Origin of the sequence: Azospirillum sp. B4 (assembly GCF_000333275.1) — a bacterium.
Lineage (GTDB): Bacteria > Pseudomonadota > Alphaproteobacteria > Azospirillales > Azospirillaceae > Nitrospirillum.
Window position 1 is genome coordinate 1 of record NZ_BACU01000331.1, and the last position, 6,151, is coordinate 6,151.

A 6,151-nucleotide genomic window follows, 5' to 3' on the forward strand; every position below is an offset into this window, starting at 1 on the left:
CACGGGAAGCAATAGCTTGGGGGTAAGGCGCATGGGTAAGGCCCCGTTTTCCTGTTCTGCCGTTTTTTGAAGGTGTCGACGCCGGCGTGGTCGCGATGAGGGCGCCCGGCAAGGCGAGGGGACGGCGCGGGGAGCGCGCCGGGGCGAAGCCGGTGGCGTTGGGACGTGGATATTATTCAATATACTCTTTGGCACAAGACCCTGAATGCAAGTTTATTTATTAATTATTGGTTAACGCTTGATGGATGACCGGCGGGGCGACGTTCCTTTTGGCCGGGCGCCGGGCGTTCCGTCGGGTGTTCCGTCGGGCGGTACGGGGCCGGCAGGGCCGCCATGCCCGCTCCTGGGGGTTGGCAAGGTTGCTTCGTTGCGTCAAATGGGCCATTGTCGCAACTCCGTTTCGTTATTTGGCCTAGTTATGACCGACCGCACCCGCATCTACCTGTACGACACCACGTTGCGCGACGGCGCGCAGACCCAGGGCGTGGACTTCACCGCGGCCGACAAGGCCGCGATCGCGCGGGAATTGGATGCGCTGGGCATCGACTATATCGAGGGCGGCTGGCCGGGGGCCAACCCGACGGACGACGCCTTCTTTGCCGATCCGCCCCGGTTCAGGCGGGCGCGGCTGACGGCTTTCGGCATGACGCGGCGGCCGGGGCGCAGCGCCGGCAACGATCCGGGGCTGAACGCCCTGTTCAACGCCACCGACCGGGTGCCGGGCGCCGGCGTCTGCCTTGTGGGCAAGACCTGGGACTTCCATGTCGACGTGGCGCTGAACATCCCGCGCGGGGAGAACCTGGACCTGATCCGCGACAGCGTGGCCGAAACCGCCGCCCGCGGGCGCGAACCGCTGTTCGATGCGGAGCATTTCTTCGACGGCTACAAGGCCAACCCCGACTACGCCTTGGCCTGCGTGCGCGCGGCGTATGAGGGCGGGGCGCGTTGGATCGTGCTGTGCGACACCAACGGCGGCAGCCTGCCGCACGAGGTGGAGGCCATCGTGGCGGCGGTGGCGCGGGAGATCCCCGGCGACCGGCTGGGCATCCACTGCCATAACGATACCGAAAACGCCGTGGCCAACAGCCTGGCGGCGGTGCGCGCCGGCGCCCGGATGATCCAGGGCACCCTGAACGGGCTGGGGGAGCGGTGCGGCAACGCCAACCTCATCTCCCTCATCCCCACGCTGACGCTGAAGATGGGGTATGACACCGGCGTGGACGCGGAGGGGATGCGCCGCCTGGTGCATGTCAGCTGCCTGCTGGACGACCGCCTGAACCGCGCGCCCAACCGCCACGCGGCCTATGTCGGCGAGAGCGCCTTCGCGCACAAGGGCGGCCTGCACGTCTCGGCGGTGGAGAAGGACCCCACCAGTTACGAGCATGTGCCGCCGGAGAGTGTGGGCAACCGCCGCCACGTGGTGGTGTCGGACCAGGCCGGCCGCTCCAACGTGCTGGCCCGCCTGCGCGAGGTGGGCATCGCGATCGAAGCCGGCGACCCCCGCGTGGGCGAACTGGTGGAGGCGGTGAAGCGGCGGGAGTTCGAGGGCTACGCCTATGATGGGGCGGAGGCCAGCTTCGAGCTGCTGGCCCGGCGCACCCTGGGCACCCTGCCGGACTATTTCCGCCTCATCTCCTTCCGCGTGCTGGATGAGCGGCGGTGGAACGCCCAGGGCCAGCTGGTCACCCTGTCGGAGGCGACCGCCAAGCTGGAGGTGCCGGGCGTGGCCGACGCCCTGATGACGGTGGCGGAGGGCAACGGCCCGGTGAACGCGCTGGACACGGCGTTGCGCAAGGCCCTGATCCCCGCCTACCCGCATCTGGACGGGATGCGGCTGGTCGACTACAAGGTCCGCATCCTGACCCCCCAGGACGGCACCAAGGCGGTGACCCGCGTCATGATCGAAACGCGGATGCCGGACGGCGCCCCCTGGGTTACCGTCGGGGTATCCGCCAACGTCATCGACGCGTCGTTCAACGCGCTGTTCGACAGCATCACCTATTGCCTCTACCGCGCGGGGGCCACCGTTCCCGGCGCGTGAGGGGCCCGTAACAGGACCTTTTCGCCATGAGTGGAACCGACCGTCGCATGCTTGCCAAGACCCAGGCGGAAGGAAGCGAGGAAGGCGGCGGCCCGGCCATCATCCTGGTGGAACCCCAGTTGGGGGAGAATATCGGCACGGTGGCGCGGGCCATGCTGAACCACGGCCTGACCGACCTGCGCCTGGTGAACCCGCGCGACGGCTGGCCCAATGAGAAGGCGGTGTCGGCCTCCGCCGGCGCCACCCTGGTGCTGGACCAGGCCCGCGTGTACGAGAGCACCAAGGACGCCATCGCCGACCTGCAGAAGGTCTACGCCACCACCGCGCGGCCCCGCTACATGGTCAAGACCGTGCTGACGGCGCGCGAGGCGGCGACGGAGATGCGGGCGCACGCCCAGGTGGGCCGGGACGTCGGCATCCTGTTCGGGCCGGAACGCACCGGCCTGGTCAATGACGACATCGCGCTGGCCGACACCCTCATCACCATCCCGCTGAACCCCGGCTTCTCCTCCCTCAACCTGGCGCAGTGCGTGCTGCTGGTCTCCCACGAATGGTTCCAGGCGGGGTATGAGGGCCCGGAGCGGCAGCTCTACACCGGCAACTCCCGCCCCGCGACCAAGGAGGAGCTGGTCAACCTGTTCGAGCACCTGGAGCTGGAGCTGGACGCCACCGGCTTCTACACCAGCGAGGAGAAGCGCCCCAGCATGGTGCGCAACATCCGCAACATGCTGCAACGCGCCCACATGACGGAGCAGGAAGTGCGCACCCTGCACGGCGTCATCGCCGCCCTGACCGGCCGGCGCAAGGATGGCGGGCCGGTGAAGGGGCATTGATCCCCACGCCCGTCACAAAACCACCGGCACGTGGAAGTCGATGACCGCCCCGGGGCGGGTGGGCGCGAATTCGCTGTCATAAAGCTCGAAGTCCGGGCTGTCCGCCACTTTCAGGCCCGACGCCGGGATCAGCTCGCCCCAGATGCGGGCCATGGCCGCCTTGACCTGGGGGTGCAGGGGGCCGCCGTTCAGCGTGATGCGGAAAACGGCGTAGGTCGCGGCCGGAATGCGCAGGGTGGTGAACCCCGCCGGCGGTGTGGCGTCGGCGGCGACGCGGACGCCGGCCATGTAGTCGAAGCTGCCCTCCGACCGGTCGGCCGCCCACACCACGCCGTAGGTGGCCCAACTGGGTTCCTGGCCCGCGAAGGGCAGGGCGCCGATCAGCGCCGGCCAGAGCTGGGGGATGGTGGCCTTGGTGGCGCCGTCGAAGCGCCGCGACGGGCCGGCGACGGTGAAGGCATCCAGGGAGACGAGATCGGGCAATCGGGTGACGTCGACATCAACGCTGTCGGGCATGGTCATGGGATATTGTCCTTCAAAAGGGGTGGCGGAGTAACCTTGCCGGAACCGGCCGGGCGAGACACCGAACAGGCGCCCGAAAGCGCGGGTGAACGCTTCCTGGGAGTCGAAGCCGCAATCGAACGCCAGGTCGATCAGGCGCACCTCCGGATCGCGGGTCAGGCGCCGCGCCGCCTTGACCAGCCGCCGCCCCCGGACATACGCCATGACGCTGCGTCCCATGCGGGCGGTGAACAGGCGGGAGAAATGGTAGGGCGACAGCGCCATGCGCGCGGCGACGTCGTCCAGCGTCAGCGGCTGGTCCAAATTGTCCTCGATCCAGGACAATAGGTCGGCGAGGCGGTCGGGCCCCGTGGGACGGAGTTGGGTGGGGTGATGCTGGCTCATGCCGGCACTATGACCAAGGCCGACATCCGCGTCCTGACCGGTCTTGCTGTTTTGGGGGAGAGGAAGGCACCCTGGTGCCCTGCCGGCCCCGGTGGGTCGGCCAACGATGCGGGGAACCCAATGCGGTCAGGGACGATGATACGGGCGGCGATGCTGGCGGCCGCCGTGGCGATGGCGCCCATCATGGCGCCGGGGAACGGGCACGCGGCTGAGGCCGTGACGCCCGCCGCCACCGGACGGGCGGCGAAGACCGACGCCCAGACCATCCAGCTGTTCGGCGCGTCCATCAAATACTATGAGGCGGGGCGGGGTCCCACCCTGGTGCTGGTCCACGGCCTGGGCAGCAGCGCCACCGGCGACTGGGGCAAGGTCATGGCGGAGTTGGCCAAGACCCACCACGTCCTGGCCCTGGACCAGCTGGGCTTCGGCGCGTCGGACAAGCCGATGATCGACTACGCCATCCAGACCTGGGTGGATTTCCTGGGCGAATTCCTGCGCCACAAGAAGGTGACGGACTTCACCCTGATGGGCGAATCCCTGGGCGGCTGGATTTCGGCGCAGTACACCATCCAGGCCCTGGACGGCATCGCCGCCGATCCGGCCTTCGCCCTGCCCAAGCCGTCCAAGCTGGTGCTGTGCGACGCCGCCGGCCGGCACGACACCATGGCCAAGGCCTTTGGGCCCCAGCGGGCGAATGGGCCTGCCGGTGCCGACGCGCCGCCGCCATCCGCCTCGCTGGCCGGGCAGAAGGCCATCCTGGGCGCCATCTTCCACGACCCGCGCTGGTCCAGCGGCCCGGCGGCCCTGAAGCGCGGCTTCGCCTGGAGCCTGTCGAAGGGCGACGCCTGGACCATCCATTCCGTCTACACCAACCCGGCGTTGCTGAACGAGACGGTGGACGGCAAGCTGAAGGACATCACCATCCCCACCCTGGTGGTGTGGGGGGCGGAGGACAAGCTGCTGCCCCCGGCGGATGGCCAGTTCTACGCCGATGGCATCCCTGGGGCGAAGTTGGTCACCATCCCCGACAGCGGCCATGCCCCCATGATCGAGACGCCCAAGGCCTTCCTGGCGGCGGTGGCGGATTTCCTGTGATGTGAATTTGACCGCAAGGAAATCCCCTGTACCCTGGGGCTAATGAAACCAAGGGGATCGGGGAATGAAGACGGTCAGGCGGATGGCGGCGGCGGTGTCCGCCTTGGCGTTGTTCACGGGACAGGCCTGGGCGGCACCCACGCTGCTGGTCAACGCCGTCATCCATACCGAGGATCCCGCCAACCCCACGGCCGGTGCGCTGGCCTGGGATGAGGGCGGCACCCTGTTGGCGGTGGGCGACGCCGCCGAGCTGGCCAGGCGCTATCCCGGGGCCGCCACGGTGGATGCCGGGGGGGCCGCCGTCGTGCCCGGCCTGATCGACGCCCACGGCCATGTGCAGGAGGAGGGGGCCTCGCTGCTGACCGCCGACCTGGTGGGCACGACGTCGAAGGCGGAGATCCTGGTCCGGCTGAAGGCGCAGGCGGCCAAGCTGGGGCCGGGTGACTGGCTGCTGGGCCGGGGCTGGGACCAGAACCGCTGGGCGGACAAGACCTTCCCCACGGCGGCCGACCTGGACGCGGCCTTCCCCGACCGGCCGGTGGTACTGGAACGCATCGACGGCCACGCCCTGTGGGTGAACGGCGCCGCCCTGCGCGTGGCGGCGGCCAAGCCCGGCGCCAAGAGCCTGGACGGCGGCTGGCAGCCCCAGGGTGGCCGCATCGTGCGCCAGGGCAAGAAGGCCACCGGCGTGCTGGTCGACAACGCCATGGACCTGGTGGCGGACGCCATGCCGCCGCGCACCGACGCGCAGATCCGCCAGAACTATCAGCTGGCCTTCGCGGAGATGGTGTCGCTGGGCCTGACCGGCACGCATGAGCCCGGCATCAATCTCCAGTCCTTCCGCGTGTTGCAGGACATGGCGGCCAAGGGGGAGGTGCCGGTGCGCCTCTACACCATGGCGGATGGCGACCATGAGGCGCTGGACTGGTTGTGCGGCCTGAACGGCGGGCAGGGGGGCGGCTACACCGATCCCACCGGCCGCGTGCGCATGCGGGCGGTGAAGCTGTACATGGACGGCGCCTTAGGCAGCCGGGGGGCCAAGCTGTTGCGCCCCTACAGCGACGACGCCGGCAACAGCGGCATCTATGTCACCGACCCCGCCGACTACGCCCGCATCGTGGCCAAGGCCAAAGGCTGCCATGTCCAGGTGGCGACCCACGCCATCGGCGACGGCGGCAACCGCATGGTGCTGGACACCTACGCCAAGGCCCTGGGCACCGACGCCAAATCCGACCTGCGCTGGCGGGTGGAGCATGCGCAGATCCTGACGCTGGAT

Annotated in this window: 5 protein-coding genes; 4 read left to right on the plus strand and 1 reads right to left on the minus strand. The window is 69.1% G+C overall.

The annotated features are described in order from the left end of the window. Positions 1 to 418 precede the first annotated feature (418 nt). Positions 419 to 2,041 carry a citramalate synthase gene (gene cimA, locus I55_RS14845; RefSeq protein WP_044561366.1) on the plus strand — a complete coding sequence of 541 codons (1,623 nt, stop codon included), beginning with the start codon at positions 419 to 421 and terminating at the stop codon, positions 2,039 to 2,041. Positions 2,042 to 2,067: 26 nt separating this feature from the next. Then, complete coding sequence (locus I55_RS14850; protein ID WP_044561367.1) at positions 2,068 to 2,874, plus strand: RNA methyltransferase; 807 nt, start codon at positions 2,068 to 2,070, stop codon at positions 2,872 to 2,874. 12 nt (positions 2,875 to 2,886) lie between these two features. Here the strand turns inward: I55_RS14850 and I55_RS14855 are convergent, their stop codons facing one another. Then, on the minus strand, positions 2,887 to 3,780 hold the full coding sequence (locus I55_RS14855; RefSeq protein WP_044561368.1) for an AraC family transcriptional regulator: 894 nt from the start codon (positions 3,778 to 3,780) through the stop codon (positions 2,887 to 2,889). 150 nt (positions 3,781 to 3,930) lie between these two features. Between I55_RS14855 and I55_RS14860 the strand changes: the two genes are divergently transcribed. Both I55_RS14860 and I55_RS14865 read left to right on the plus strand, forming a co-directional pair. Next, the gene (locus I55_RS14860) at positions 3,931 to 4,875 is read left to right on the plus strand and encodes an alpha/beta fold hydrolase (protein WP_252181153.1); all 945 of its coding nucleotides are present in this window, start codon (positions 3,931 to 3,933) and stop codon (positions 4,873 to 4,875) included. Positions 4,876 to 4,939: 64 nt separating this feature from the next. Beyond that, on the plus strand, positions 4,940 to 6,151 hold a 1,212-nt coding region (locus I55_RS14865; protein WP_044561370.1), incomplete at its 3' end, for an amidohydrolase.